Source organism: Nocardia sp. bgisy134 (assembly GCF_965341865.1).
Taxonomy (GTDB): domain Bacteria; phylum Actinomycetota; class Actinomycetes; order Mycobacteriales; family Mycobacteriaceae; genus Nocardia.
In genome coordinates this window covers 237,574-264,389 of sequence record NZ_CBDQZP010000008.1, presented here as the reverse complement: position 1 = coordinate 264,389, position 26,816 = coordinate 237,574, and the positions used below count along the sequence as shown (strand labels likewise).

24 protein-coding genes are annotated in these 26,816 nt (G+C 68.6%); 12 read left to right on the top strand and 12 right to left on the bottom strand.

From position 1 onward, the window contains the following. Positions 1-14: 14 nt before the first annotated feature. A complete protein-coding gene (locus ACRWNM_RS16855; protein ID WP_431968472.1) occupies positions 15-1,316 on the bottom strand; it encodes an ABC transporter substrate-binding protein in 1,302 nt (433 codons plus the stop codon). Between the two features lie 216 nt (positions 1,317-1,532). Between ACRWNM_RS16855 and ACRWNM_RS16850 the strand changes: the two genes are divergently transcribed. Both ACRWNM_RS16850 and ACRWNM_RS16845 read left to right on the top strand, forming a co-directional pair. Then, positions 1,533-2,378 (top strand): DUF2786 domain-containing protein, encoded by an 846-nt coding sequence (locus ACRWNM_RS16850; RefSeq protein WP_431968470.1) that lies wholly within the window; start codon positions 1,533-1,535, stop codon positions 2,376-2,378. A gap of 289 nt (positions 2,379-2,667) precedes the next feature. Continuing rightward, the gene (locus tag ACRWNM_RS16845) at positions 2,668-3,180 is read left to right on the top strand and encodes a TIGR04338 family metallohydrolase (protein ID WP_431968468.1); all 513 of its coding nucleotides are present in this window, start codon (positions 2,668-2,670) and stop codon (positions 3,178-3,180) included. 159 nt (positions 3,181-3,339) lie between these two features. Here the strand turns inward: ACRWNM_RS16845 and ACRWNM_RS16840 are convergent, their stop codons facing one another. Beyond that, entirely contained in the window at positions 3,340-4,311 is a 972-nt protein-coding gene (locus ACRWNM_RS16840; protein WP_431968466.1) for an o-succinylbenzoate synthase, read from the bottom strand. 533 nt (positions 4,312-4,844) lie between these two features. On the opposite strand from ACRWNM_RS16840, the gene ACRWNM_RS16835 reads away from it, so the two are divergent. Beyond that, on the top strand, positions 4,845-5,153 hold the full coding sequence (locus ACRWNM_RS16835; protein ID WP_431968464.1) for a hypothetical protein: 309 nt from the start codon (positions 4,845-4,847) through the stop codon (positions 5,151-5,153). A 175-nt stretch (positions 5,154-5,328) separates the two neighbouring features. Here ACRWNM_RS16835 and ACRWNM_RS16830 read toward each other — a convergent pair whose 3' ends face one another. Then, a complete protein-coding gene (locus ACRWNM_RS16830; RefSeq protein WP_431968462.1) occupies positions 5,329-6,498 on the bottom strand; it encodes a thiolase family protein in 1,170 nt (389 codons plus the stop codon). 98 nt (positions 6,499-6,596) lie between these two features. Between ACRWNM_RS16830 and ACRWNM_RS16825 the strand changes: the two genes are divergently transcribed. Further along, complete coding sequence (locus ACRWNM_RS16825) at positions 6,597-7,112, top strand: winged helix-turn-helix transcriptional regulator (RefSeq protein WP_431968460.1); 516 nt, start codon at positions 6,597-6,599, stop codon at positions 7,110-7,112. Between the two features lie 130 nt (positions 7,113-7,242). Here the strand turns inward: ACRWNM_RS16825 and ACRWNM_RS16820 are convergent, their stop codons facing one another. Then, positions 7,243-8,337 carry an ABC transporter ATP-binding protein gene (locus ACRWNM_RS16820; RefSeq protein WP_431968458.1) on the bottom strand — a complete coding sequence of 365 codons (1,095 nt, stop codon included), beginning with the start codon at positions 8,335-8,337 and terminating at the stop codon, positions 7,243-7,245. Positions 8,338-8,577: 240 nt separating this feature from the next. On the opposite strand from ACRWNM_RS16820, the gene ACRWNM_RS16815 reads away from it, so the two are divergent. Beyond that, entirely contained in the window at positions 8,578-9,372 is a 795-nt protein-coding gene (locus tag ACRWNM_RS16815; RefSeq protein ID WP_431968456.1) for an LLM class F420-dependent oxidoreductase, read from the top strand. A 24-nt stretch (positions 9,373-9,396) separates the two neighbouring features. On the opposite strand, the gene ACRWNM_RS16810 is transcribed toward ACRWNM_RS16815, so the two are convergent. Next, positions 9,397-10,659, bottom strand: coding sequence for a cytochrome P450 family protein (locus tag ACRWNM_RS16810; RefSeq protein WP_431968454.1), 1,263 nt, complete (start codon positions 10,657-10,659; stop codon positions 9,397-9,399). A 427-nt stretch (positions 10,660-11,086) separates the two neighbouring features. Here ACRWNM_RS16810 and ACRWNM_RS16805 point away from each other — a divergent pair, with 427 nt between their 5' ends. The 3 genes from ACRWNM_RS16805 (at position 11,087) to ACRWNM_RS16795 (ending at position 14,004) form a co-directional block, all read left to right on the top strand. Continuing rightward, positions 11,087-12,880 (top strand): ABC transporter substrate-binding protein/permease, encoded by a 1,794-nt coding sequence (locus ACRWNM_RS16805; RefSeq protein ID WP_431968561.1) that lies wholly within the window; start codon positions 11,087-11,089, stop codon positions 12,878-12,880. Positions 12,881-12,883: 3 nt separating this feature from the next. After that, positions 12,884-13,609, top strand: coding sequence for an amino acid ABC transporter ATP-binding protein (locus tag ACRWNM_RS16800; RefSeq protein WP_431968452.1), 726 nt, complete (start codon positions 12,884-12,886; stop codon positions 13,607-13,609). A gap of 101 nt (positions 13,610-13,710) precedes the next feature. Continuing rightward, positions 13,711-14,004 carry a hypothetical protein gene (locus tag ACRWNM_RS16795; RefSeq protein ID WP_431968450.1) on the top strand — a complete coding sequence of 98 codons (294 nt, stop codon included), beginning with the start codon at positions 13,711-13,713 and terminating at the stop codon, positions 14,002-14,004. A gap of 40 nt (positions 14,005-14,044) precedes the next feature. Here ACRWNM_RS16795 and ACRWNM_RS16790 read toward each other — a convergent pair whose 3' ends face one another. From ACRWNM_RS16790 to ACRWNM_RS16770, 5 genes are all read right to left on the bottom strand, one after another. Beyond that, complete coding sequence (locus tag ACRWNM_RS16790; protein WP_431968559.1) at positions 14,045-14,227, bottom strand: helix-turn-helix domain-containing protein; 183 nt, start codon at positions 14,225-14,227, stop codon at positions 14,045-14,047. A 2-nt stretch (positions 14,228-14,229) separates the two neighbouring features. Then, positions 14,230-15,489 carry a CHAT domain-containing protein gene (locus tag ACRWNM_RS16785; RefSeq protein ID WP_431968448.1) on the bottom strand — a complete coding sequence of 420 codons (1,260 nt, stop codon included), beginning with the start codon at positions 15,487-15,489 and terminating at the stop codon, positions 14,230-14,232. Positions 15,490-15,745: 256 nt separating this feature from the next. After that, positions 15,746-17,266 carry a tetratricopeptide repeat protein gene (locus tag ACRWNM_RS16780; RefSeq protein ID WP_431968446.1) on the bottom strand — a complete coding sequence of 507 codons (1,521 nt, stop codon included), beginning with the start codon at positions 17,264-17,266 and terminating at the stop codon, positions 15,746-15,748. Beyond that, the gene (locus ACRWNM_RS16775) at positions 17,266-18,255 is read right to left on the bottom strand and encodes a hypothetical protein (protein ID WP_431968444.1); all 990 of its coding nucleotides are present in this window, start codon (positions 18,253-18,255) and stop codon (positions 17,266-17,268) included. Before ACRWNM_RS16775 ends, ACRWNM_RS16780 begins: the two co-directional genes overlap by 1 nt. Beyond that, entirely contained in the window at positions 18,255-19,670 is a 1,416-nt protein-coding gene (locus ACRWNM_RS16770; protein WP_431968557.1) for a hypothetical protein, read from the bottom strand. The genes ACRWNM_RS16775 and ACRWNM_RS16770 overlap by 1 nt, the downstream gene beginning before the upstream one ends. A gap of 152 nt (positions 19,671-19,822) precedes the next feature. On the opposite strand from ACRWNM_RS16770, the gene ACRWNM_RS16765 reads away from it, so the two are divergent. The 3 genes from ACRWNM_RS16765 to ACRWNM_RS16755 all read left to right on the top strand — a co-directional run bounded on the left by ACRWNM_RS16765 (position 19,823) and on the right by ACRWNM_RS16755 (position 23,455). Then, a complete protein-coding gene (locus ACRWNM_RS16765; RefSeq protein WP_431968442.1) occupies positions 19,823-20,362 on the top strand; it encodes a lipoprotein LpqH in 540 nt (179 codons plus the stop codon). A 133-nt stretch (positions 20,363-20,495) separates the two neighbouring features. After that, the gene (locus tag ACRWNM_RS16760) at positions 20,496-21,299 is read left to right on the top strand and encodes a hypothetical protein (RefSeq protein ID WP_431968440.1); all 804 of its coding nucleotides are present in this window, start codon (positions 20,496-20,498) and stop codon (positions 21,297-21,299) included. Between the two features lie 86 nt (positions 21,300-21,385). Next, positions 21,386-23,455 carry a PhoX family protein gene (locus tag ACRWNM_RS16755; protein WP_431968438.1) on the top strand — a complete coding sequence of 690 codons (2,070 nt, stop codon included), beginning with the start codon at positions 21,386-21,388 and terminating at the stop codon, positions 23,453-23,455. 57 nt (positions 23,456-23,512) lie between these two features. On the opposite strand, the gene ACRWNM_RS16750 is transcribed toward ACRWNM_RS16755, so the two are convergent. Beyond that, positions 23,513-24,169 (bottom strand): glycoside hydrolase family 25 protein, encoded by a 657-nt coding sequence (locus tag ACRWNM_RS16750; RefSeq protein ID WP_431968555.1) that lies wholly within the window; start codon positions 24,167-24,169, stop codon positions 23,513-23,515. A 247-nt stretch (positions 24,170-24,416) separates the two neighbouring features. Beyond that, the gene (ggh, locus tag ACRWNM_RS16745) at positions 24,417-25,754 is read right to left on the bottom strand and encodes a glucosylglycerate hydrolase (protein ID WP_431968436.1); all 1,338 of its coding nucleotides are present in this window, start codon (positions 25,752-25,754) and stop codon (positions 24,417-24,419) included. Between the two features lie 282 nt (positions 25,755-26,036). On the opposite strand from ggh, the gene ACRWNM_RS16740 reads away from it, so the two are divergent. After that, entirely contained in the window at positions 26,037-26,738 is a 702-nt protein-coding gene (locus ACRWNM_RS16740) for an SDR family oxidoreductase (RefSeq protein WP_431968434.1), read from the top strand. The last annotated feature ends 78 nt before the right edge of the window (positions 26,739-26,816 follow it).

Here is a 26,816-nt window from a genome sequence, read left to right as displayed (position 1 = left end):
TCGCTGACGCTCGTTCACGAACCCGCGGTCTCGATGCCTTTCTGCATCCCGACTATCGCGTCGTCGACGGACTTGTTTCCGGTCAGGGCAGCATAGGCGTTGTCCTGGATGGCCTTCGACACCGCCGGGTAGAAGGGGGTCACCGGGCGCGGCACCGCGCTGGCGATCGATTCCTTGAGGGCGGGCAGGTACGGCATCTTGGCGATCAGCGCCGGGTCGTCGTACAGCGAGGCGCGCACCGAGGGCAGGGCGCCGGAGGCGATGATGTGCTGGGCGTCCTCGCTGATCAGGAAGCGCAGGAAGTCGAGCGCGGTGGCCTTGTTCTTGGAGAAGGCGCTGATGGCCGCGTTGTAGCCGCCGAGGGTCGAGGCGCCGACGCCGTTCTCGCCGGGCAGCGGCGCGACCGCGAACTTGTCCTTCACCTGCGAGGATTCGGCGCCCGCGTCACCGAAGGTGGAGGGCCAGGCGCGCAGGAACATCAGCTTGCCCTGGGTGAAGGCGTTCGCCGATTCCGGCTCCTTGAAGGTGATGGCCTCTTTGGGGATGTCGCCGTTGTTGTACGCGGTGACCAGGGTGTTGAGACCGGCGCGGGCCTGTGGGCTGTCCACGGTCGGGGTCTTGCCGTCGGCGCCGACGAAGGTGCCGCCGAAGCCGTTGATCACCTCGGAAGTGTTCACCGTGAGACCTTCGTAGGGCGCGAACTGCCCGGCGTAGCAGCCGATGTTGTTGTCACGCGCGACCTGGCACTGGCCGAGCATCTCGCCCCAGGTCTTCGGCGGGTTCGAGACCAGGTCCTTGCGGTAGAACAGCAGCCCGCCGTTGGTGTTGCGCGGCGCGGCGTAGAGCGTGTTGTTGTAGGTGGCGCTGGCGACCGGCGGGGAGAGCAGCGTCGAGGTGTCGATCGCGAAGGAGTCCTTCAGCGGCTGGATCCAGCCCTTGGCGGCGAACTCGGCGGTCCACGGCACGTCGAGCGCGACCACGTCGTAGGTGGACTGCTTGGAGCGCATGTGCTCGACGAGGTCGTCGTACTGCTGCGAGGCGTCGTTCGACTGCTCCTTGAACGTCACCTGCTCGTCGGGGTGCGAGGCGTTCCAGCGCTCGATGAGCTGCTTGACCACACCGGTCTCGGTGGTGTCCTTGCCCTCGACGTAGGTGATCGGGCCGCGGCCGGTCAGGTTCTGGCCGGTCGGGCTGCCGCCGTTGTCGCTGGAGCACGCACTGGTGAAGGTCGCCGTCAACAGCGCGACCGAGGCAGCCGCCAGCGCGGCCCGCGATACGAGCGACGAACGTAGGGACGACACCTTCTTCAAAGCCATTGCGAACACTCCATGGGTACGACGTGAGCAGCAGCACACCCTGCCGGTTGCACAACGGAAGATACATGGTGTTCATCCGCCACGCCCGAAGAGCGGTACAGAAGGCCAGGTCGGGTGGATGTCGCCGGTCGCGGGGAGCCTCGACCGGAGCATGCGCCGCCGCCCGTCCGAGCGCACGACGACCTGTGACGCGGCGTCCCGTTACCCTGGCTGCCGATGACTTCGCCCAACGCGGTTCCCGATCGGATGCTCACACGCATCGGCGGTCTGCTGCGCAAGGCCGAAGCGACCGACAACGAGCACGAGGCGGAGGCCTTCCTCGCCGCGGCGCAGCGGTTGGCGACCCGATCCTCGATCGATCTCGCGGTGGCGCGGGCGCACGTCGCGGGGCGGGAACGCAGGCCGACGCCGGTGCAGCGGGTCGTTCCGATCGGCGAGCCGGGCAAGAAGGGACTGCGCACCTACGTGCAGCTGTTCGTCGCGATCGCGCAAGCCAATGATGTGCGCTGCGATGTTGCCCGCACCTCCACCCAGGTCTACGCCTACGGCTTCGACACCGACATCGACACCTGCGAGGCGCTCTACGCCAGCCTGCTCGTGCAGATGGTGCGCGCGTCCGACCACTACATCAAATCGGGGCAGTACCGCACGGCGACCGTCGAGAAGATCGTCAGCGAGAAGCGCTGGGGACGCACCGTGCGACGCCGGGTGCAGGCGCCCGCCGCCCCCGTGACGGCCCGGCTGAACTTCCAGATGGCCTTCGCCGCACGCATCGGGCGGCGGCTCGCCGAGGTGAAGTCGGAGGTCGAGGCCGAGGCGGTGGCGCCGGAGACGGCGGCGGCCGGGACGGCGCTCGCGCTGCGCGACAAGGAACTGGAACTCACCGACTTCTACAGCCGCACCTCGGAGGCCCGCGGGACTTGGCGCGGGCCGCAGGCCTCCGCCGGGCACTCGGCCGGGGCCCGTCGCGCGGGTGATCGGGCGGGTCAGGCGGCGCGGCTGGGCACGTCGCCCGAACTGGGCGGGGCGCGTGGGCAGCTGACCTCCGGCGCGGGCGAGTGAGTGCTTTCGTATGGCTGCCTCGCCGACGGAGTGCTCAGTGCCGGGAGCATTTCGGCTCGCGGTGGCGCGGGGTGGGCCTCGGGGCGCTTGTTTCGAGCCTGCTTCGGCGCAATGAGGATGGACGGCGCCGGTGGCTGTTCCAGCACTCGGTAGGCTCGGGATCTCGATGTCGGAGGGGCTGCCCGCGGCTGATCTCGGGCGCGGTCGGATGGCAGCATTTCCCTCGGTCGGCGATCTCGAGTTTGCGGATATTGCCGCTTCACGGCTGGGCGACCGGGAGCGTGCCGCGATGAGTGAACGAGATACCCAGCGCGCCAAGGTGTACGACGCCGAACAGCTGGTCCGTGGCATGTTCGATCGCGCCGACGAGTACGGCAATCGCACCGTCGAGCTGTACGGCTCGCACATCACCTTGCCCGTCGAACGCCGTTTCGCCTCGGTGGCGTCCGTCCAGACCTATGCTGAGAAGGTGCTCGCCCTCAATTGGGTTCGGGCCCAATGGGATAGAGCCGAGGTGCCGGTTCGGGTGCGGTCGCGTGCCGGAGCGACCGCCGCCCACTACGAAGCGGCCGACGCAGTCCTCGCGGTGCCGCTGCACACCGGCGGCACCGCGTGGGCTCTGCGCGAACTGGTCGTCTTGCACGAACTGGCCCACCACTTGGAACCCGCACCCGGCGAAGTCGCGCCCCACGGACCCGAATTCTGCACCCGCTACCTGGAATTGGTGGACGGAGTCGTCGGCCCCGAAGCCGCCCTAGTGCTGCGAACGACAATGCTCAGCTGCGGCGTCCGTTTCGGCTAGGCCGAAGCGCGTAGGCAATCGGCGGGACAGAAATGGTTGCTTTGCGGGTCTCCGGAACCGCCATTTCTCGCCCGTCATAACCATTTGACTACGGTCGATAGAGAAATGGCGGCGGAGGTTGGCGCGGAGCCGGTTTCGGGAAATAGCCCGGGTTTCCCTCTAGGCGAGCAGGGCGCGTACGCGCTGGTAGCGGGCGTGCCACCAGGCGACGCGGTCGGGGTCTGGGTGGCGGTAGCGGTCGATGAGTGCAGAGTCCGGCGTGAGGGGTGTGCGCGGCACAGGGAGGAAACCGTCCACCGGGCGCAGGGATTCGGCCACCACGTCGCCCTCGAACAGGGAGGTCGTGCCGAGTCCGCAGGCGAAGTCGAGTTCCGGGAGCGCGCCGGCCAGCGCCAGCTGCGCGCCGAGGCCGACGCTGGTCTCCAGTGCGGAGGAGACCACGCAGGGCAGTCCGGCCGCCGCAGCAACCTCCAGCGCGCGTCGAACTCCGCCCAGGGGAGTGCATTTGAGCACGGCGACATCGGCCGCCCCTGCCACGGCCACCCGCAGCGGGTCCTCCGCACGCCGGATGGATTCGTCGGCGGCGATGCGCACGTCGACCTTCCTGCGCACCTCGGCGAGTTCCTCGACGGTCCGGCACGGCTGCTCGACGTATTCCAAACCACCTGCGGCGCGGTCGATCCGAATGATATGGGCGACCGCGGTGTCCACATCCCACACCGCATTGGCATCCACCCGAATCCCGCCGTCCGGCCCGAGCGCGTCGCGGACCGCCTCGACCCGCGCCAGGTCCTCGCCGAGGGAATCGGGATGGTCGGCGACCTTCACCTTCGCCGTGCGGCAGCCCGACGCGCTGACGATCCGGTGCGCCCGCTCCGGATCGACGGCGGGCACCGTGCAATTGATCGGAATACGCTCCCGCACCGGCTCCGGCCACCCGGTCGTCAGCTGCTCGACCGCCGTCGCCAGCCATCCGGCCGCCTCCCGATCGTCGTACTCGGGGAACGGACAGAACTCACCCCACCCCAGCGGCCCCGGAATCAACATCCCCTCCCGCACGGTGATCCCGCGAAACCGCGTGCGCAGCGGAATCGCGTAGACGACGGGCTCGGGGAACGTATCGGCGGTCATCGTTGGTCAGCCTACGGGCCGAGGCCGATACGAGTAGCGGCATATCGGCCCGGCTTGCGAAACCGTCGAAGCGGTGGGTGTCGTAGCAGGCCTCGCGCAAGGATCAGGACGGCCTACGAGTTCCATCGCGTTGGCGATGGGGCTTCGGATGTTCGCGCCGTTCGTATCGTGGCGAAAATCCGTGCATGCGGGTGCGCTGGCTCGGCGTAGACGAAGTCGCTGCGTTGCTGCCGCCACAGCCCGCGCTGGCGCGTTGGCTGCCGCAGCTGGCGGTGCGATCCGGGCTGTCTGCCGCCGAGTGTGTTGTATGCGATGGGGGTCCCCGGGGGCTGTTGAGGCCGAAGTGGAACCGGACCGGAACGCGGTTCGAATCGCCATCGATGACGGGCGCTGCCCGACCGTTTCGAGAGCGAAAAGCGACGCCGCCGACGCGCACGTGCTGGCCGAGTTCGGAGTGTGGCGATCGGCCGCATGTGGTCGCGTGGTCGACAGACGGGCACCCTGGACGTATGGGGTCGGCGTTGTCGAGGCGATTGGCAGACTTGACGCGGGCCGGTCTCGCCACCTTCGTCGCCCTCGGGATCGGTTGGTCAGCAGTGATTCTCGTCCCCCTGTACGAGTTCCTCGTAGCCGACGGACAGCGTGGCAGCAGGTATCTGCCGGTCGCCTACGGCCTCGCATGGACGGGAATCGCCGCGGCGGTTGTAGTGGCAGCCGTACTGGTGGTGTCGAAGTTGCGTATGCGCAGGGCAATTGGATGGACGCCACTGGTGGCGGTCCCGTTGATCATCGAGTCGTGGTTGCTGGGATGCCTCGTCGCGCTGGTGCTGGGTTCGCTCTGAGCTGGTGCTGTGTTTCGTTTCGAGCTGGTGCTGGGGATCTGAGCTGGTGCTAGGTTCCGTTCGCGCTGGTGCTGGATTCGATCTGAGCCGGTGCCGAGTTCGATTCGAGCTGGTGCGGGATCTACTCGATCCGAGAGGAAAACGGGCGCCCGGCGGGTACCGGGCGCCCGGTGATTCACAACCGCTCGAGGATGGTTGCGTTGGCGAGTCCGCCTGCCTCGCACATGGTTTGCAGTCCGTAGCGGGCGCCGCGGTCCCGCATGGCGTGCACCAGTGTGGTCATCAGGCGGGCGCCGGACGCGCCGAGCGGGTGACCGATCGCGATCGCCCCGCCGTTGACGTTCACCTTCGACATATCGGCGCCGGTGTCCTGAGCCCAGGCAAGCACCACCGGCGAGAACGCCTCGTTGATCTCGACGAGGTCGATATCGGAGAGTTGAAGACCGGCTCGCTGCAACACCTTTCGGGTCGCCGGAATCACCGCGGTGAGCATCATGAGCGGGTCGTCGCCCGCGACGGCGAAGCTGTGCAGCCGGGCGAGCGGGCGCAGGCCGAGCTGTGCGGCGCGTTCGCTGGTCATGATCAGCACCGCGGCGCTGCCGTCGCTGACCTGGCTCGCGCTGGCGGCGGTGATCTGCCAGCCGATCTGCGGGAAGCGCTCGCCCATCGCCGGGTCGTAGTAGGCGGGCCGCAGTCCGGCGAGGGTGTCGAGGGTGCTGCCGACGCGGATGCCCTCGTCGCTGATCAGCCCGTTGATCGGGGCGAGCTCGGCGGCGAAGAGGCCGTTCTTCGTTGCCTGCGCTGCCTTTTCGTGGCTGGTCAACGCGAACTCGTCGAGCTGGGTGCGCGTGAGGCCCCACTTCGCTGCGATCAGTTCGGCGCTGATGCCCTGCGGTACCAGACCTTCCGGGTACCGTTCGGCGAACGCGACACCGGAGAGGTCCTCGGAGCCGACGAGGTTGGCGCCCATCGGGATTCGGCCCATCGACTCGACGCCCGCGGCGACCACGATGTCGTACGCGCCCGCGATCACGCCCTGGGCGGCGAAGTGGATGGCCTGCTGACTGCTGCCGCACTGCCGGTCCACCGTCGTCGCGGGCACCGATTCGGGGTAGCCCGCGGCCAGCGCCGCTCGCCGCGTCACATTGGCGCCCTGCTCGCCGACCTGCGTGACCACGCCGCCGATCACATCGTCGATCCGCGCCGGATCGATGCCGCTGCGCTCGACTACCTCGCGCAGGCTGTGTGCCAGCAGGTCGACCGCGTGGACGTTGTGCAGCGCTCCGTTCGGCTTGCCCTTGCCGATCGGCGTGCGCACCGCTTCGACGATCACCGCGTCTCTCATGGCGGATCCTTCCTCTGACCGGGGCTTCTGCACCCTGGCTCTATTGGCTTATAGTCAGATTAACGCCTGGGTATAGCTGACTCAAGTCAGTCGCGGATATGATGTGCGTCATGGCAGCCGTGATGGAAGGACCCTTGGCCGATCTCAGTTCGTGGCAGGCCGTCGACTGTTCCATCGCCAAGGCGATGGAACTCGTCGGCACGCGCTCGGCCGTCCTGATCCTGCGCGAGGCCTACTACGGCACCCGCCGCTTCGACGGTTTCGCCAGCCGGGTCGGTATCACGGATGCGGCCGCGGCGGCCCAGCTCCGCAAGTTGACCGAGGCCGGCCTGCTGGCAAAAGAGCCTTATCAGGAAGAAGGCAAACGCACGCGGCACGAATACGTCCTCACCCGGATGGGCCGCGACCTGCTCCCGGCCGTGCTGGCCTTGATGCAGTGGGGGGATGCGTACCTACAGCCGGGCCCGGCCCCGTTGTTGCTGGTCGAGGAGGCGACGGGGGCTCCGGTACGTGTCGAGGTGCGGAGCGCGACGGGCAAGGAGATCGAGTTGGAGGAACTCGGGATTCGGGTGAACGAGAGCTACCTGCAGCAAAGACGGCAGCGCTCAGAGTAGCGGCCGGTCGACCGCTCTGCCGTGTGCGTGAATTGAACCTCGCAGAGCTTCCACACGCCTCGCAGCAGTTGTACTGGCTGCGAGGCGTGTGAAGAGTTTGCGAGGTATCGCTAGCGGCCCGCGCCGGGGCTCAGTCGAGGCGACGGCCGTCCGTGGCGGAGAAGAAGTACGTGTGTTCAGGGGTGGTGGACAGCTTCAGGCGGGTGCCCTTCGCGGGCGGGTTGCGCCAATCGGCCCGCGCCACAATGGATTCCCCCGCACCGTCGACCTGACCCTCGGCGACGGTGCGGCCGTAGATGTAGGCGTCGGAACCGAGTTCCTCCACCACGTCCACTTCCATCTCGATGCCGTCCTTGCTCAGTCCGTCGCCGAGCTCGAAGTGTTCGGGGCGGATGCCGACCACGACCTTGCCCTCGGCGGCGTCGGACACCGAACGCGGCACCGGCAGTGCGTGCCCGCCGAGCGCCACCGCGCCGTCGGACACCGGCAGCGTGAACATGTTCATGGCGGGCGAGCCCATGAAACCGGCGACGAAGGCGTTGGCCGGGTTGCGGTACAGGTCGCGCGGGGTCGCGCACTGCTGGAGCAGGCCGTCCTTGAGCACGGCGACGCGGTCGCCCATGGTCATGGCCTCGACCTGATCGTGGGTGACGTACACCGTCGTGGTGCCGAGCCTGCGCTGTAGCTGGGCGATCTGGGTGCGGGTCTGCACGCGCAGCTTGGCGTCCAGGTTCGACAGCGGCTCGTCCATCAGGAACACCTGCGGCTGACGCACGATCGCCCGGCCCATCGCCACGCGCTGACGCTGACCGCCGGACAGCGCCTTCGGCTTGCGGTCCAGGTAGGGCTCCAGGTCGAGCAGCTTGGCGGCCTCCCGCACGCGCTGGTCCTTCTCCGCCTTGGCGACCTTGGCCAGCTTGAGCGCGAAGCCCATGTTCTCGGCCACCGTCATGTGCGGGTAGAGCGCGTAGTTCTGGAACACCATCGCGATGTCGCGTTCCTTCGGCTCCGCGTGGGTGACGTCGTTCGCGCCGATCAGGATGCGCCCGCCGTTCACCTCCTCCAGCCCGGCCAGCATCCGCAGCGAGGTGGACTTCCCGCAACCGGACGGGCCGACCAGAACCAGGAACTCGCCGTCGGCGATCTCCAGATCCAGCTGGTCGACGGCGGGTTTGGTCGCGCCGGGATACAGGCGGGTGGCGCGCTCGAAGGTCACCGTTGCCACGGCAGATCACATCCCTTCACCGGCAGGAACGTGCCGGACGATCCGAGTAGAGGGCTCACCGTCGCACGCGGCGCGCGGACGGTCCGGACGATCGTATCGGGCGACAAATTCCCATGCAGCCGAGTCCGTGCGCCGGCCGAAAGCACGAGGAAGGCGCGGGCCGGTTTTCACCACGCCGGATCCGCCGGACGCCGGTAGCCTCGATCGCGGGGATCAGCGAGCGAACGAGGAGGGCATGAGATGAGTCGGCCGATTCGGATCGGAGTCCAGCTGCAGCCGCAGCACGCCCCCAAGTACGGCTTGATTCGCGATGCCGTGCGGCGGGCCGAGGACGCCGGTGTCGACATCGTCTTCAACTGGGATCATTTCTATCCGCTCAGCGGCGATCCGGTGGGCGCGCACTTCGAGTGCTGGACCATGCTCGCCGCGTTCGCCGAGCAGACCGAGCGGGTGGAGATCGGCGCGCTGGTCACCGGCGGTGGGTACCGCAACCCGGAACTGCTCGCCGATATGGCGCGCACCGTCGACCACATCAGCGACGGCAGGTTGATCCTCGGCATCGGCGCGGGCTGGTTCCAGCACGACTACGACGAGTACGGGTACGAATTCGGCACGGCGGCAAGCCGATTGAAGCTGCTCGGGGAGAGCATGCCGAGGCTGACCGCGCGGCTGAAGAAGCTGAATCCGCAGCCGACCCGCGACATCCCGATCCTGATCGGCGGCGGTGGCGAGCGCAAGACGCTGCGCCTGGTCGCCGAATACGCCGACATCTGGCACAGCTTCGCCGACCTCGGCTCGCTGCGGCACAAGAACCAGGTGCTCGCCGAGCACGCCGCCGCCGTCGGCTCCGACCCGTCCCGTATCGAGCGCTCGGTGCCGTGGCCGGGAGCGGAGCAGGCGCCGGCGTTCATCGAGCAAGGGGTGGGCTTGTTCACCGTCGGCGTGAGCGGCCCCGACTACGACTTCGGCCAGCTCGAGCAGGCCATCCGGTGGCGCGACGAGGTGAACCCGGAACAGGTCACCGGCTTGGCCTGAGCCCGGTTCCGGGTTCTACCGCGATCAGACCGTCGAATACTGCCGCTCGCGGGCCACGGCCGCTGCCCCCTCGACGGGCAGCGACAGGCGGACCGGGAGTTCGGCGAGACCTCGAATGAGCAGGCTCCTGCGCCAGCTCAGTTCGGCGAAGTCGCCGTCGAGCGACATCGCCGGGATTCGATCGAGCAGCCGGGTGAGCGCGATGGTGGCCTCCATCCGGGCCAAGGCCGCGCCGACACAGTAGTGAATGCCGTGGCCGAAGGCGATGTGCCGGTTGTCGGTGCGCATCGCGTCGACCCGGTCCGGGTCGGCGAACCGCTGCGGATCGCGGTTGGCCGCCGCCAGGGAGATCATGACGAACTCGCCCGCGTCGATCTCCTGACCGCCCAACGTGATCGGCGCGGTGGTGAACCGGGCCGTCGCCATATGCACCGGACCCTGGCAACGCAGGATCTCCTCGACGTAGGCGGGGACGCCGGTCGGGTCGGCGCGCAGTCGCTCGGCCGTGGCCGGATCGCGCAGCAGCTCGAGCACCGTGTTGCCGATCAGGTTGACCGTGGTCTCGTGCCCCGCGGCCAGCAGCAGGAACAGCATCGAGATGAGTTCCTGCTGGTCGAGCCGGTCGTTGTCGTCCTTGGCGACGATCAGTGCCGAGAGCAGGTCCTCGCGGGGATTGTCGGTGCGTACGGCGATCAGTTCGGTGAGGTAGGTGAAGAAGCTGATGCCGGCGCTGGTCCGTTCCTCGACGCTGGCCGATTCGTCGACCACGACCTCGGTCCAGGCGCGGAACTCGTCCTTGTCGTCGTCGGCCACGCCGAGCAGCTCGCAGATCACCATGATCGGCAACGGGAACGCGTAGTCGTCGAGCAGGTCGGCGGATTCCTTGCCGCTCAACTCGTCGAGCAGCGAGTCGGCAATCGCGGTGATGCGGGGGCCGAGGTCGCGAACCGCGCGGCTGGCGAACGCCTTGGCCACCAGGCTGCGTAGCCGGGTGTGCTGGGGCGGATCGGCGAAGAGCATGTTGTCGTTGACGGCGCCCGCGAACTTCTCGGCTCCGCCGTTCTTGGCCATGGCGGCCTGGCCCTCGGGCGAGGTGACGCGCTTGCTGATATTCGGCTCGATGAAGGCCTGTTTGGCCACGTCCTGATCGACGATCAGCCAGCTCAGCACCCCGTCCAGACGGACGCGGTGGATCGGTCCGCGTTCGCGCAGACTCCGGTAGACGGCGTGCGGGTCCCGGTAGAAGTCGTCGTCGGTCAGCTCGATGATCTCGTTGGCGGTCGTCACGCGGCGCCCCCGGTCCGCGACGCGGAGCCGCCCGAAACCGAACATGAATCCAGGTAGTTCACTAGCCCTGTGTCCTTTCGAGGTCGAACGGTTCTGATTCAGTCCCGACGCAGTCTCGAGAAGCGGTAACAGCGGTGATCGCTCGCTGTCCGATCGTGGTGGTGCCGAGGCGAAGTCGGCCGCCGGCTGCATCGGTGGAACGTCGAGCAGTTTCGATCGGTGTGAACCTTGAAAAAGCCCCGTGCGGGAGTAATCACCTACGCCGCGCCGACCGGTCGTGCCGTGCCGGCGACAGAATGTCCGCGTACCCGGGGCAAATTTCCGAGCGATTCTCGCACAGGCGCGCCGCTGTGCGGCGAGTGACCCTCGTCGCGTCGGCCACATGTAACTGTGGATTTGCGGTATGTCCGCACTAGGGTTCTCGACCATGGCTGGTCTGCCCGCTGCGTGGCGTCGTGCCCTGATCACCTCGATACTGATCGCCGTCGGTCTGACGGCGGCAGGCTGTGGTTCCGGCGACGAATCCTCCGATATCAGGGACCTCTGCTCGCCCCCAGGGCTGAGCGCGGCGTCCGCTGCGCCGACGAATCTGGCCTCCTCCGCCACCGCGGGACCGGACCGCTACACCACCGCGAACACGGCCCCGCTGGAATCCATCGACGCGAACAGGCTCGGGCTGATCACCCCCGGCACGCTCAGCGTCGGCACCCTCTCCGACGCGCCCCCGAGCATCTGCGTGAACTCCGCGGGGACCTTCACCGGCTTCGACAACGAGCTCCTGCGCGCGGTGGCCGCGAAACTCGGCCTGCGAGTGCAGTTCTCGGGCACCGAGTTCTCGGGTCTGCTCGCGCAGGTGGCGGGCGCGCGCTTCGATGTCGGCTCCTCCAACATCACCACCACCGACGCCCGCCGCGAACTGGTCGGCTTCACCAACGGCTACGACTTCGGCTACTTCGCCCTCGTGGTGGCCAACGGGAGTCCGATCCGCAGCTTCGCCGATCTAGGTCCAGGTACCCGGATCGCCGTCGTCCAGGGCACGGTGCAGGACGACTACGTGGTGAACACCCTGCACCTGGACCCGGTGAAGTTCCCGGACTACAACACCGCCTACGCCAATCTGAAGACCGGTCAGGTCGACGCCTGGGTGGCCCCCTCGGCGCAGGCCGAGGGCGCGATCAAGCCGGGCGACGGCACCTCGGTGGTCCAGAACGCTTTCAGTCTGGACAATTTCGCCGCGTGGGCGGTGAACAAGAGCAACAAGCCGCTCGTCGACGCGCTCAACAGCGGCCTGGACGCGGTGATCGCGGACGGCACCTACGCCCGCCTCTACAGCGACTGGGTGCCGCGGCAGTTGCCGCCGGGCTGGAAGCCGGGTTCCAAGGCCGCACCGACTCCGCAGCTGCCCGATTTCGCCGCGATCGCCGCCGAACAGGGACCGGACCAAGGCCAGGAGCAGACCGCGCCGAAGTCCACCCTGCAACAGCTGGGCGACACATTCTTCGATTGGTCCCTGTATCGCAAGGCTTTTCCCGATCTGATCAAGACGGGTCTGCCGAACACCCTGATCCTGGCGCTGGTTTCGGGGCTGCTGGGCACCGCGATCGGCATGCTGCTCGCGGTCGCCGGAATCTCACGCACCCGCTGGTTGCGCTGGCCCGCGCGGGTTTACACCGATATCTTCCGCGGCCTGCCCGCCGTCGTGATCATCCTGCTCATCGGTCTGGGTGTCGGGCCGGTGGCGCGCAACATCACCGGCAACAATCCGTACTGGCTCGGCGCGGTCGCTCTGGCACTGCTGGCCTCGGCCTACATCGGTGAAATCTTCCGTTCCGGAATCCAATCCGTGGAGGCCGGGCAGCTGGAGGCGGCGCGCGCCATCGGCTTCGGCTATCGGCGGGCCATGACGCTGGTGGTGATCCCGCAGGGCGTGCGCCGGGTGCTCCCCGCGCTGATGAACCAATTCATCGCGCTCATCAAGGATTCCTCGCTGATCTACTTCCTCGGTCTGCTCGCCAGTCAGCGCGAACTGTTCGCGGTGGGCCGAGATCTCAACGCGCAGACCGGAAATCTCTCGCCGCTGGTCGCCGCGGGCCTGATGTACCTGGTGCTGACCATCCCGCTCACCCACCTGGTCAACTACATCGACCGCCGGATGCGCACCGGTCGGCCCGATCAGCCGATCGACGAACTCGAGCAGGCCACCATCACCGAAGGGCGCTGAACCATGAGTGCATCTCTCACCGGAACCGGCCTGCACCTCACCCTCGGCCGCAACCACGTGCTGCGCGGTATCGACATCCACGTCGACGCGGGCACGACCACCACCGTCATCGGACCCTCCGGCTCCGGCAAGTCGACCCTGCTTCGGGTGCTCAACCGGCTGCACGAGCCGGATCGCGGCGACGTCCTGCTGGACGGCGAGTCGGTGCTGCGCGAGGACCCGGACCGGCTGCGTCAGCGCATCGGCATGGTGTTCCAGCATTTCAACCTGTTCCCGCACAAGACCGTGGCGGACAACATCGCGCTCGGCCCGCGCAAGCTGCGCGGTCTGTCGAAGGACACGGCGCGAGCACTCGCGATCGAGCAGCTGGAGATCGTGGGGCTGGTGAACAAGGCCGACGCGCGACCCGCGAATCTCTCCGGCGGGCAGCAGCAGCGGGTCGCGATCGCGCGGGCGCTGGCCATGCGGCCGGAGATCATGTTCTTCGACGAGGCCACCTCGGCGCTCGACCCCGAGCTCGTGAAGGGCGTGCTCGCGCTGATGAGCGATCTGGCGTCCGGTGGCATGTCGATGATCGTGGTGACGCACGAGATGGGGTTCGCGCGCAGCGTCTCCGACAATGTGGTGTTCATGGATCAGGGGCAGGTGGTGGAGACCGGGACGCCGGACACGCTGTTCGACGCCGCCGAGACGCCGCGGTTGCGCAAGTTCCTCTCGCAGGTGCTCTGAGGTTCGGTAGCGCATAGCTGGCAATCTCCATCCATGCACACGTGCTAATGTGTTGTTGTTCACAGATGCACCTGTCCATCGCGATGGAAGAAGGCTTTCTGATGACTGCAGCACACTCCGAGCACACCGGCCACGCGCACGTCCACTGCGAGGGCTGCGGCCATGTCGCCGTTCCGCACGGTGACCACGTCGACTATGTCCACGACGGCCACCTGCACCGCGCCCACGACGGCCACTTCGACGAATGCGAGCCCTCCGGTCACACCGAAGTCGTCCACGACCACGTACACGGTGAAGGCTGCGGCCACGTCGCCGTCCCGCACGGTGACCACGTCGACTACATCCACGACGGCCACCGTCACGCTCCCCACGACGGCCACTACGACGAACACTGATCCCAGGCGCGCGCCGCTCGTCTCGCCGCGCGCCTGATTCTCACCCCGCCTCCCGCAACCGCACCTCCAGCCGCAACCCCAACGCCTCCGCGTACCGCTCGAGCATGGGGATGGTCGGCATGGTGCCGCCCGCCTCGAACCGCGCCACCGCAGGCTGCTTCAACCCTGCCCGCTCGGCCAGTTCTGCCTGCGTCATCCCGAGCGCCTCCCGCCGCGCGCGGATGGTCAGGTGTGGAAGGTGGCGATGGCGGACCAGAGGAGGGGGGAGTGTTCGATGGCGCCGGTTTCGCGCCAGGTGGTGAGGCGGGTGCGGTGCCAGGTGGTGAGGGGGTGGAGAGGGTCGGGGTGGTCGTGAGCGGTGTCGATGGCGCGGATGAGGTCTTGCAAGGGGGTTGCGGTGGCGCCTGCGAGGCGTTGGAAGGCTAGGTCGGTGGGGAGCGGCCAGCGGGTGGCGGTGACGAGTTCGGCGCCGCCGTTGATCATGGCCGCGACGAGGCCGAGCGCCTCGGTGAAGCGGAGGTCGCCGCCGCTCTCGCAGGCGATCAGGGCGACACGGCTCGGCATGGGCCAAAGGTCGGGGCCCGCAACGGGTTCGGGATCAAGGGTGTGGGTGCCGAGCAGGAGGTCCTTGGCCGACAGGGGGCGGTGCGTGCGCAGCGGTTCGGCGAAACCGGTGGATTCGGCCGTGCACGCCAGGTGGAGTTCGGCGCTCTCGCTCTGACCGGACTCCGGTGCGGCGGCCGTGACGTGTCCGACGTAGATCAGTCGCGATGCCCCCGCACGGAGCGTCTCGGAGAGCCACCCGCGATCCAGGTCGGTTCGGCGGAAGACCTCGACGGTATCGGTCACGCTGGGTCGGAGGCGTTGGCGTGCTACATGTTCGGCGACCCGCTCGGAGAGTGCGCCCGAACCGTTCATCCGTCCCAGCACCGAGCCCAGTGCGGAGTCGGCGCGAAATCCCGGCACCCGCGGATCGAGCACGGCGACCACCGGCAACTCGCGATCGGCTGACCAGCTGCGCGCGCGCCGTCCCGGCGCGTGCACGACGCCCGCTGGAGCGAGCAGGCTGACGTCGGCGATGTCGATGAGCCGCAGAGCCGGGTCGGGCGCGATGATCTCCCACGGCACCTGCGCCACCCGTGGCGAGGGTTGTAGGCGGATATGCGGCCGAACTCCCCGCGTGTACAGCTCGTGCAATTGCACAGCCAGCCCGTACGGCAACAACGCGCGGGAAAGTGACTGTGCCAATCTGTATTCCGCGTCCGGGGACGCGAACGCGCCGGTCGTCAGCGCGCGCTCGAGTCCGCCCGGAGCGTCGGGCTTCGGTAGCGCATCGGCAAGCGCCGACACCGCCTCCGCGATCGGATCACCCGGCAGCATCGCGGCCCCGCGCGGCGCGGCATCGTCGTCCCACCGCCAGGACATGTAGAGGTCACCGGCGTCGGCCATCCGCACGACTACCGTCGGCTGCTCGGGTGTCGTCATGCTCGAATCCTGGGGCTCGCGCGACGTGCTGACGCGGACCGCCGATCAGCAGCGCCGCGGGCTCGCCGCCTAGGTAAGCCCAGGCGCGCACTGTGCCCTGCCGAGCATGCTGTTGTCGACTCGGGCCGCGTGTTTGCTGCGCGTGGTGTTGTCGACTCGGGCCGCGTGTTTGCTGCGCGTGGTGTTGCCCACCCGGGCCACGCGGTCGCAGCGCGGGATGCAGCCCCCGCCGATCTCACATCGCCGCGAAGTTCACTCATACCGTCAGCACCCGTTCCTCCCGCACCGCGCGCCCATAGCGCTGCTCGGCGGCAGTGATGTACTCCGCCAGCGCGATGTGCCCGTCCGGCGCGACCGCCAGCCGCGGCGGCGGGGTGACTCGCAGGCCGGCGGCCGCGGCGACCTTGGCCAATGCCGAACCGAGGTGGAGCGCGGAGCCCTCGGCCTGCGCGGGCGCCTCGATCGGTGAGAGCGGCTCCAGCGGCAGCTGCGGGCGGGGCTGGTGGTCGGTCGCATCGACATCCACTGTGGTTCCCGCACATTGTGTTTCGATCAGATCCGCGATGAGCGGACCGTCCCCGCAGAGGTAGGCGAATCGGAACGCCAAGCGCATCGCGGGGTCGGCGATCTCGCGATTCCACTGGGCCCGTTGATTGCCGTTCGGCAGCGTGTATCGCACGGCATCGATGGCGATGGCCGCGGGCACCGCTACATCGCGAGCCAGCGCCAGCAGCTCGGGAGTCGGCGCGTCGATGCTGTCGATCACCGCCTCCAGCAGCACGGCGTGCCAGAAATCGACCTGCGCGCAGTGCAATCCGAGACCGCGCGCCGCGTACGCCTCGAACGCGGCGGCGAGCAACTCCTGTCCCTCGTCGACGCGAAAGCCTTTGAACGCCACCGTCGCGAGACGGGTCTGGACGGCGGCCACGTCCAGCATCGCGCCGGACGCCTCGAAGCAGGCGAGGGAGCGCCGGTACAGCGCCTCGGCTTGTTCGTCGTCGTCGCGATGTTCGGCGACGTACCCCATGATCCTGAGCCCGACTCCGGCGCGGTACTCGAGTCCGGCCTGTTCGAAATACCGCTGGCTCGCTCGCAGCGGCTCTTCCGCGTCGTCGAACCGGTTCACTCTCGTGTACAGCGTGGCCAGATTCTGCTGGGTTTCCGCCACCGCGTTGCGGTCGCCCGCCGCCTCGAAGGCGGCCAGCGCTTGTTCGGCGAAGTCGATGCCGAGTTCCCTGCGCCCGGTCTCGAAGTACGCGCCCGCCAGGTTCATCAGTGGATGGCCGGTGAGGTGCGGCGCGAAACGTTGTGCGACGTCGAGGGTTTCGGTGGCCAGTTCGACCACCCGCACCCACTGGGCGCGGTGGAACGCCACCGCCGTCAGTGAGAGCAGGCAGGGCACCCGCAGCGAGGCGAATTCGGGATGGTCGGTCAGCAGCGTCCTGGCTTGCTCGAGCGCGTCCTGCGCCGCGTCGAGTTCGCCGAGGTGCTGGAGCGCTTGCGAGTAGTTGACGAGCGTGGACGCGCGCTTCTCGACGGCGTCGTCGGGGATCTCCGCCAGCGCCGACCGGAACCGGACGGCCGCCCCCGCGTGGTCGCCGAGTTCGTCGCACATGCTCGCGGCGTTCACCAGCGCGCTGACCCGCACACCGCCGGAGGTGGTGAGGACCGCGTGTTCGAAGATGCGCAGCGCCTCCGCGACCTCGCCGCGCTGATACGCCGCAGCGCCTTCGTAGAGCAGTTCCAGGCCGGGCGGCGCTGCTTCGTCCTGTGTCATCAGAAGTCCGAATCCGATGCGGCGGCCGCGATCTCGGCCAGGAGCAAGGTGTCGTCGTCCGCCGTGGCGCCGCGCAGCCGGGCGGCGACCAGATCCCGAATCCGCGCGCGCTCGTCGTGGTCGGCGGGGAGCGCATCCGGACCCACGCCGGGCACATAGACATGCACTCCCGCAACGGCTTCCGCGGCAGTGGACGCCGTGCCCTGCCAAGTGTCGCCGACCAGATGGAGTTCCGTGTCGATCGCGCCGACGCTGGTGTCGAGCAGCGCGCGCGGGTGCAGATGCGCGGGCGGGGCATCGAGTTGCGGTGCGGCCACCGCCCTCACCCGTACTAGCGTCGCCCCCTCCGCCCTGGTCAACTCCCAGGACACGGCGTGTTCGGACGCGTCGACCAGGCCGGGCGGGCAGCGCCGCCAGTCCCAGCCGCCGCTGCCACGCCCGAAGACCAGTTCACCTTGTCGCGCACCGGAACCGGCGGCCAGCGCGTAGTCCTCCGCGCGGCCGAGCGCGACGGGTGCGGCGGGCAGCGGCTCGAGGTCCGCGTCGGCACCGTCGACGATCAACTCGCACGCCTCGGTGAGCGTGGCGATCTCGGTGTCGAGCAATTGCTGGTCCAGCGCTGGGATGCCGTCGATGGTGGAGGCGGGCCACCAGCGTGCCGCCCAGTGCGCGTAAGCCAACTTCCTGGCCTGAGCGACCAGGGTCGGCAGCGCGGGTTCTGCCGGAAGTTCGACGGCCTGCCGGTCGGCGACAGCCAGTGCGACATGCTCGCCGTAGACGGCCCACAACCATTCCTGCGCTTCGTCGAGGTCGTGCAGCACGGCGGCCGGGACCGGTTCTCCGGCCAGCAGACTCCAGGCGAGGTGACCGCCGACGACCTCCAGCACCATGGTGTCCAGTGGGGGAGCGTCCGCCCAGACCGTCGGCGCGCCTGCGGGTGCGATGGTCCAGAATCCTTCGGCGTCTTCGCGCACGAGCACCGCATTCATCAGCTCGCCCTCGATTCCGTCGAATCGACTTCGCTCGCCACAGCACTCGCGCTGAGCGCATTCTTCACCTTGGTGCGGTGATCGAGGATGACCGAGCGGGCCACGCCGTCCAGCAGGTCCCACAGCTCGTCGGGTTCGACCACCGCGGCTGCGCGAACATCTCGACCGTGCAACCGAACCCACAGCCGTCGTAGGTAGGGTCGCCACGGCGTGCGGAGTTCCGCGGCGATCTGCGTGAGCGGCCCGCTCGCACGATCGGAGTCGTGCACCGCGAGCCGCCGTGCTTGCAGCACATAGGCTTCGCGCCGCCAGCGATTGTTGATCGCCTGGTGTGCCGCGGTTCCGCGCGCCATGCCGTCCGGCGCCGCAACCCGCCCGGTCGTCCATGCGACGTCCGCCCCGCCGCGCCCCGACGACGCTGCACCGGCCAAGTGGCGCACCCTTCCCGCCCCGCCGGCGCCCTCGCCCGACGTCGCTCCGAACGGCGAAAGGCCAACGGCCAGGGCGGCTCCGGTAGCGGCCGCGACCCGCAGCGTCTCGTCCAGCAGTGCCCACGGCGAACAGCTGCGGGCGATTTCGTCGGTGACGAGTTCCGGGATCGGCGGCAGTTCGGCGCGTTCGCTCGAGGCCTGCAACACCGTGAAGACTCGTTCGTAGATCGTGCGGTCGAACGGAAGCCCGAGGTCCGCCTTGGACGCCGACGCGCCGAGCGCGGGCGAGTGCGGCAGCGGATGCGCGGTGAGCCCGAGTTCGTTCGCGCTGCTGCCGGATGCCCGGTGCCAGAGGTCGATTCCGGAGTGGGTGCCCGCGCGCGCCGCCACGAGACGGTCCAGTTCGGGCTGTCCATCACCGGTCACCCTGCTGTTCGCGCACGCGTCGAGCAGTTCCTCGAACGCCGCGGTGTGATCGCCGCTCACCGTCGCCGGTCGCCGCCGCCAGGCGATGTCGATCAACCCGCCAAGCTGCCGCGCCACCTCGGCGTCCGTGAGGTGCTGCTTGAGCGCCTGCGTGGTCCGGCCCGCGGCGAACTCGTGGATATCGCGCAGCGCGGCCTCCGCGGTTTGCCTGTCGCGCACCGGATCCGGATGACCCGCCGTGGTCGCGAGCTCGAAACAGCGCTGGAAGTAGAGATCCTGGGGATTGCCTTCGGTGATACGCAGCGCGCGGCGGACCTGTTTGAGCAGCGTGAACCAGGCCGCGGTGGCCCGCAGCACGTCGGCGGCGGCGAAGAGGCGCGATGCGAGCAGCGTCGCGCCGTCCGCGCTGAGAATCGCCCCTGCACAGCTCGGATGCTGCACGGGACGGATCACCAAGGGGTCGAGCAGGAGTTTGACGGTCCGGCGCAGCGGTCCGCCGTGCGGGCCGCTGAGTGCTTCGACGCCGTCGAGCCTGCGCCACACCTCGTCGAGCACCATGGCGCGCGGTCGTCGCATTCGACCAGGTTAACGGACCTGTGGCCGGTTCGGGCCGCCGAAACCTGGGATCGGTAGGCGGCACGCGATTCCTACCTTTCTCTCAACGGCCCGACCACCGGGCCGGACCAACGGAGAGACAGGAACGGATCACCATGAACACCAAGTACTTCCGCACCGGCACCGCCGCCCTCGCCGCCCTCGCGCTGACCGGCTTCCTCACCGCCTGCGGTGACGACTCCGCGAGCAGCTCGCCCGCGACCTCGAAGCAGACCACCGCCGCCGCGCCCGCCGGTCCCGCGGCGGGCAAGTCCGCGGCGCTGGTCGACGGCAAGGCGCTGGCAGGCACCTTCGAGACCACCTGCGTGAAGCAGGGCAACACGCTGGCCCTGGCCCTGACCGACAACAACAACGCCACCTACGGCCAGCTGACGGCCAGCGCCACCGTCACCGACTCCGACACCGTGCAGGCCGTCGGCATCGCGGGCAGCAAGGGCGGCTCCTCGGGTCTGCCCTACGCGGTGGGCTACGGCAACGGCCAGCCGGGCGGTTCGGCGAAGGTCGTGAAGGACGGCAACACCTACAAGGTCACCGGCGAGGGCGTCGGCGCGCCGGACCTGACCAACCCGCTTGCGGGGCCGTCCACCTCCACCTTCGACATCACCTTCGCCTGCTCGACCATCGTCGGCGCCTGACGGACGGTCCGTGTGCTCGGCTCCCCGTCGTCCCGCGAGCCCGGCGCCACCGAGGGGTGCGCCAGGACGGGACGACGGGGTGGCCCGGAACACGGAATGTCCGTCCGACAACCAAGAATTCAGGGAGTACACCATGGCAACCAAACTGCGCGTCGCCGCGATCGTCTTCGGCATCGCCGCGATCGGCCTCTACCTCGTGCACGGCCTCACCTACGAGCCGAGCAGCCCTTACGAGCCCGACTTCCTCGCCTGGGTGAACGGCTTCATGGCACTGCCGATCATCGCGTTCACCGCGGTGGTGATGGTCTTCGCCTTCACCGGCGAGGGCATCATGTCCGCGTTCACCGGGCTCAACTCGACGGAATTCCGCGGCGGCCTGCTCGGCATCGGCACCGTGAAGTCGTTCCGGCAGACCGGGCTGACGGTCAACGACCAGCCGCAGATTCGCATCGAGTTCAGCGTCGAGGGCGTGGACGGCAAGGTTTTCGAGTCCGCGGCCAAGATGATCGTGCCGCTCACCGAGCTGGCGCTGCTGCGTCCCGGAGTGGTGCTTCCGGTGCGGTACCTGCCCGATCGCACCGAGAAGGTGGAGGTCGATCTGACCGGCGACAGCGTCGAGGCGCAGCGGGTGATGAACGAATCCATGATTCGCAAGGGCTTCACCACCAAGGCCAAGCTCGACATCGCGGCGCGCGGCATCGCGGCGCAGGCGGTGGTGCAGTCGCTGTCGGTGCCCGGCGAGATCCGCAACGGCTACTCCAAAGTGGAGATCGGGCTCGCCGTCACCAGGCCCGACGGCAGCACCTTCCGCACCCGCGCCGAGAAGTTCCTGCCGCCGGCCAGTGTCGGCAACGTGCAGGTGGGCAGGATCGTGCAGGTGCACTACTTGCCGGAGAACGAGCAAGAGGTCGTCATCGCGGTACCGGTGAACGCCTGAGACTTGGTCGGCTGTTCACCTGAGTGTTTCCCGGTAATAGCCTGGGGCGTTTAGCGTGCGGCCGACAGCCCGAGTCAGGAGTGATCGTGACCTTGAAACCACTCGCCCTCTTCGTGCAGCACGACGGCCGCTCCGCGCGCGCCGCCGTGACCTGCGAATACAAATGTGCCAACGCGTGCTTCCACGAGACGCCCAACACCTCGGGCGGCGAGTACTTCGGCGACATTGTCAGCTCACTGAACCGGCGCGGTCTGATCAGGGGCGGCGCGGCGGCGGTGCTCGCCGTCGGCGCCGCCTCCGCGCTGGCGGCCTGCGGTGACGACACGGCCGAGGCCGGCTCCACCGGCGCCACCCCGGCGGGCCCGCCCGGCACCGGAACCAACTTCGTCGTGGTCGCCCCCAACAAGGAAGACGCGATCGTCGTCCCGCAGGGCTACGACCAGTCGGTCGTGATCCGCTGGGGCGATCCGCTTTTCGCCGATGCCCCCGCGTTCGACTTCGACCGGCAGACCGCCGCGGCGCAGGCCAAGCAGTTCGGCTACAACAACGACTTCGCGGCCCTGCTGCCCATCGAGGGCCAGGCCAACAGCTACCTGCTGGTGGTCAACCACGAGTACACCACCGCGCCGCACATGTTTCGCGGCTACGACAAGGCCAACCCGACGCCCGAGCAGCTCGCCGTCACCATGGCGGCGCACGGCCTGACCGTCGTCGAGGTGAAGGGCGAATCCGGCACCGGCAAGCTGACTCCCGTCTTCGGCAAGTACAACCGCCGCATCACCGCGACCACCGAATTCACCCTGACCGGACCCGCCGCGGGCAGCGAATTCACCAAGACCTCCGCCGACCCGACCGGCGCCAAGGTCCTCGGCACCTTCGCCAACTGCGCGGGCGGCGTGACCCCTTGGGGCACAGTACTTTCCGGCGAGGAGAACTTCCACGGTTACTTCGCCAACGGCGACAAGCCCGCGGGCGGCGACGCCGCGGTGGCGCGCGCCAAGCGCTACGGCTTCACCGCCGGCGCGACGGCCAACCTCTGGGAGCGCGCCGACAAGCGCTTCGACCTGGCGCAGGAACCCAACGAGGCGAACCGTTTCGGCTACGTCGTCGAGATCGACCCGTGGGATCCGAACTCGACGCCGGTCAAGCACTCGGCCATGGGCAGGCTCAAGCACGAGGGCGCGAACATCTACGTCACCAAGGGCGGCGACGTCGTCTCCTACACCGGTGACGACGAAAAGTTCGACTACATGTACAAATTCGTGTCGTCCCGCAAGGTGCAGTCCGGCTCTGGCGCGGCGAGCAGGCGGAACAACATGACCATCCTCGACGCGGGCACCCTGTACGTCGCGAAGCTCACCGGCGATCACGCGGACAAGATCGACGGCACCGGCGCCAAGCCGTCGGACCAGGGCTTCACCGGTAAGGGACAGTGGATTCCGCTGCTGGAGACCGACGCGCAGGGCAAGGGCAAATCGCTCGTCGACGGCATGACCGCCGAAGAGGTCGCGGTGTTCACCCGGCTGGCGGCCGACAAGGTCGGCGCCACGAAGATGGACCGCCCGGAGGACTTCGAGGCCAACCCCTACACCGGCAAGGTGTACGTCGCGCTGACCAACAACGACAACCGCGGCAAGGAGGGCAAGGCCGGTCCGGACGAGGCGAACCCGCGCAACCTCAACAAGAACGGTCAGATCCTCGAGATCGACGACGACCACACCGGCACCCAGTTCACCTGGTCGCTGCTGCTGGTCTGTGGCGATCCGGCCGCGGCGGACACCTACTACGCCGGGTTCGACAAGACCAAGGTGAGCCCGATCTCCTGCCCGGACAACCTGGCCTTCGACCCGTACGGCAACCTGTGGATCTCCACCGACGGCAACGCGCTGAAGTCCAACGACGGCCTCTTCTCGGTGGTGCTCGACGGCGCGAATCGCGGTGAGACCAAACAGTTCCTGACGGTGCCGCGCGGCGCGGAGACCTGCGGTCCGATCGTCACCGAATCGCGGGTCATCGTGTGCGTGCAGCACCCGGGCGAGGCCGACGACGCCACTCCGGAGAACCCGCTGTCGCACTGGCCCGACGGCGGTTCCGCGCAGCCGCGGCCCTCGGTGGCGGTGGTATGGAAGAAGGACGGCGGCCGGATCGGCGTGTAACCTGTTGTCCCCCGGGTGGTTTCGCCACCCGGGGGACGATCGCCGGTTTCCGGTGCGTCAGCCCATGTTGGCGAAGCGGGCGAAATCGCCTTGGGCGCCGCTGTACACGTTGAGATCGGTGCGGCCCGCGATGCCGGGGATGCTGCCGCTGTCGGTGGTCTGCCAGAACGTCCAGGCCGGCCAGCCGCCGGGCACCTCGGGTTGCTCGTTGTCGCGGTAGTCGGCGATCCACAGCGGATAGTGGGTGAATTCGCTGGTATCGGCCATCGCCGTCTTCCAGAAGTTCGGATAGGTGTAGATGATCGGCACTCGGCCGGTCAGTGCCCGCACCGTGTTCAGGTAGCGGTGCGTCCAATTGATCAGCGCCCCGGGAGCCAGGCCGCCGGAATGCTCGAGATCCAGCACCGGCGGCAGATCGAGCGGACCGTTCTGACCCAGCACGATCGTGGCGTAAAGCGCTGCTTGTGGTTCCGGCGGCAGCTGCGGCCTGGCGTAGTGGTACGTGCCGCGGGCGATGCCCGCCGCCCGCATCAGCACGCTGTCCGCGACGAAGTAGGGATTGATGTAGCTCAAGCCCTCGGTGGCCTTCACCATGGCGAAATCGTGTCCGGCTCGTTTGACCGCGAACCAGTCGATGAACCGTCCGTCGATGTGCTGCCAGGACGAGACGTCCGGCCCGGTCGGTGTGGCTGCGGCCTGGCCGTTCGCCGAGATGTCGGGCTCGGTCGGTGTGGCTGCGGCCTGGCCGTTCGCCGAGATGTCGGGCTCGGTCGGTGTGGCTGCGGCCTGGCCGTTCGCCGAAAGGATGCTGCCCACGGTGATCGCGGACAACGCAAAAATGCGGGTCGCTCTCCAGCGCGTGCTATCCATGCCCTTCGACCTTAGGGGCCGTGTTCAGCGTGGCCGGCGTTACCGATGAGACGTTTGCTGAATATTTACCAGTAAACTGTCACGGCGGCGATCACCCGAGCCAGTCCAGCACGGACGCGGCGGTCCACGACTGCTGCATGCTGCCGAGCGGCTCGCCGGTGAACGGCTCGTAGTACTCGGCGAAGGCGCCGTCGCTGGCCTGCCGCAGCCCTTCGGCGCGGAGCATGAACGCCCGCTCGGCCCAGCCGCGGCGGGCGAAGACCCAGGAGAAAAGCCAGCTCATCACCGGCCACACCGGGCCGCGCCAGTATTCGCGCGGCCGGAAATCCCTGGCGACGGGAGAGGTCGAGGGCGGCAGTGCGTAGCGCAGGTCCGGATGGCCGCAGTAGCGCGGACCCTCGAACAGGCGAAGCAGGCTGCGTTCGGTGTCGCGCGGCAAGCCGCCGCACAGCAACGGGGCGAAGACCGAGAGAGTCTCGGTGTTGATCCAGCGCTGCGCGCGCACGTCGAAGTCGCGAGCCGCGCCGGTGCGGGCGTCCGCGGTGGCGACGACGCCTGCGCGGAACCGATCCGCCCAGCTGTACAGCTCGCGCACGTCGGCGTTCGGCTGCTTGTACTCCTCGCCGATGTTGGCGAGCACCTCGCAGGCGAGCGCGAAGATCGCGGTGACGAACACGTCCTGCACGGCGAAGCTCATGGTCGAGGCCAGCACATAGTCGTCGTAGCCCGCCCGGCGCATCTGCTCGACCAGCCACAGGTACCTGTCGTACTCGCGGTCGGTGGGGCGCTGTGACGGATCGGCGACGACCAGCACGTCCTCGCGGCGATACGCGGGCAGGTCGCCGGGGACCACGTTCTCGTAGGCGCGGTCCCAGCGCGGCGAGTTGTCCATGCCGGATTCCCAGCCGTGGTAGAGCGTGATCCGCCCGTTCTCCTTCGGGTCTCGGGCGTGCGCGAGCCAGCGATGCCAGCGCACCAGGTCCGGCCATCGGCGGTTGAGGAACTCCTCGGCGATCGCGCGGGTGCTGCGGCCGTGGCGGCGGGAGTGATCGAGAATGCGCTGCACGGCGATGGCGTGCACCGGCGGCTGGGTGATGCCGGAGGTGTCCGGTCCGTCGGGCGCGTTGGCGGCCAGCTTGCGGCACTCCCAGCGGGCCGGTCCGGGAAAGTAACCGTCCACGCCGTTGGCGAACACGATGTGCGGGATCATGCCGTTCTTCCACTGCGCCGAGAGCAACGTGTCCAGCTCGACGACAGCGCGTTCCACGCTGAGCGGAGCCAGACCGACCGCGACGAAGGCCGCGTCCCAGCTCCACATGTGCGGGTACAGCCGCGGCGCCGCGCTGGTCATCGTGCCCAGGTCGTTGCCCCGCAGCAGGTAGGCGGCGCGGGCCGCGAGCTGAGTGGGGGTGAAACCCGGATGTGCCATCCCCCTATTCTGCGATCCCACGCGGAGATATGCCCGCTCAGCGGCGTCGAGTTCTGTCGTGGCGCTGGGTTCTGTCGTGGCGCTGTGTTCTGCCGCGGCGCTGGGTTCTACGGTGGCGCTGGGTTCTGTCGCAGCGCTGGGTTCTTCCCGGTCGCCCCTCAGGTGTTCGGCGGATCTCACTCTCGCATGCCCCCGTCCGTGGAGATTGTTACCGACGTACGCGTGCATCGCTACGAGTCCGCGCAGTGCTACGGATTTCGGGTACCCACTACGGTGAGGCGCATGAACGCCGCCGTCACCAGCACCCCGAAGCCGACCGCGTTGATCACCGGAGCCAGCCGAGGGCTGGGCGCGGCCATCGCCCGCGAACTCGCGCCGGGGCACGAGCTGCTGCTCGGCGCGCGCTCGCGAGACGCGCTGCGCGACATCCTCACCGAGCTGCCCGAGGCGACGCCGTGGCCGGTGGAGCTCACCGATTACGACGCGGTCGCCGCGGCGGTCTCGCAGGTGGAGCGGCTGGACGTGCTCGTGCACAACGCGGGCGTGGCCGATCTCGGCACCATCGCCGAATCCTCGGTGGCGCAGTGGCGAAACACCTTGGAGGCGAACCTCATCGCCGTCGCGGAGCTGACCAGGTTGCTGCTGCCCGCGTTGCGCGCGGCGAACGGTCATGTGGTGCTGATCAATTCGGGCGCCGGTCTGCGGGCCAACGCGGGCTGGGCCTCCTACGCGGCGAGCAAGTTCGGGTTGCGCGCCTTCGCCGACGTGCTGCGGCTCGAGGAGCCCGCGCTGCGGGTGACGTCCATCCATCCCGGCCGGATCGATACCGACATGCAGCGTGAGATCACCGCGGGCGAGGGACGCGAGTACCGGCCGGAGGAGTTCCTCACCGCCGAGACGGTCGCGACCGCGGTGCGGCACGCCGTGGAGACCCCGCGCGACGCGCACCCGACCGAGATCGTGCTGCGTCCTATCGCCCGCTGATCCGAGGTCCTCGGTCGACCTCACCGCGATCTCCGGACCCCGTGCTGTCGCCGCCCGCCTGACGCGCCCCCGCGAACG